Origin of the sequence: Vibrio sp. SG41-7, from assembly GCF_014164465.1 — a bacterium.
GTDB lineage: Bacteria > Pseudomonadota > Gammaproteobacteria > Enterobacterales > Vibrionaceae > Vibrio > Vibrio splendidus.
The window spans coordinates 1-593 of record NZ_JACJFF010000337.1; the positions used below are offsets into that span (position 1 = coordinate 1).

1 protein-coding gene is annotated in these 593 nt (G+C 40.8%); it reads right to left on the minus strand.

Going from position 1 to position 593, the window contains the following annotated elements:
• Positions 1 to 35: 35 nt before the first annotated feature.
• The gene (gene traA / locus H5300_RS26995; protein ID WP_182797388.1) at positions 36 to 410 is read right to left on the minus strand and encodes a TraA family conjugative transfer protein; all 375 of its coding nucleotides are present in this window, start codon (positions 408 to 410) and stop codon (positions 36 to 38) included.
• Positions 411 to 593 lie beyond the last annotated feature (183 nt).

Sequence of the window (593 nt, forward strand, 5' to 3'; positions counted from 1 at the left end):
TGTCAAATACTTTGTAAGTACTATTAGGTATAGAATCACATACCTAATCCGTTGCTTAGCTGAATTACAACAGGGGCAACTTTGTCAGCAGTTTCAAGAGTTGCAGTCATGATAGACTCAACAACCGTAGGGCTGTTGTATAGACCAACACCCCCACCGATACCCATTGCGAATGCCATGATACTTTGACGAGCGATACCACCAACAATACCTACCAAAATCATTGAACCAGCAATGATGCGGCCCAGTGTACCTTGAGTCCAGTCTGTGATGGTGGTCCAAATGTCATCAAACTCTGTACCACCAGTACCAGCGTGAGCTTGGTTCGCAAACATAAGCCCAACGATCATTACTAAACCGACGTAGAAAATAAGATTGGCTTTGTTGTTAGCTTTATTTGTAACTTCCATAATTTTTTCCTGATTTTAAGCCTTAAAAAAGGCAGTTGAAGTAATCAACTGCCCATCATGTCAAATACTTTGTAAGTACTATTAGGTATAGAATCACATACCTAATCCGTTGCTTAGCTGAATTACAACAGGGGCAACTTTGTCAGCAGTTTCAAGAGTTGCAGTCATGATAGACTCAACAAC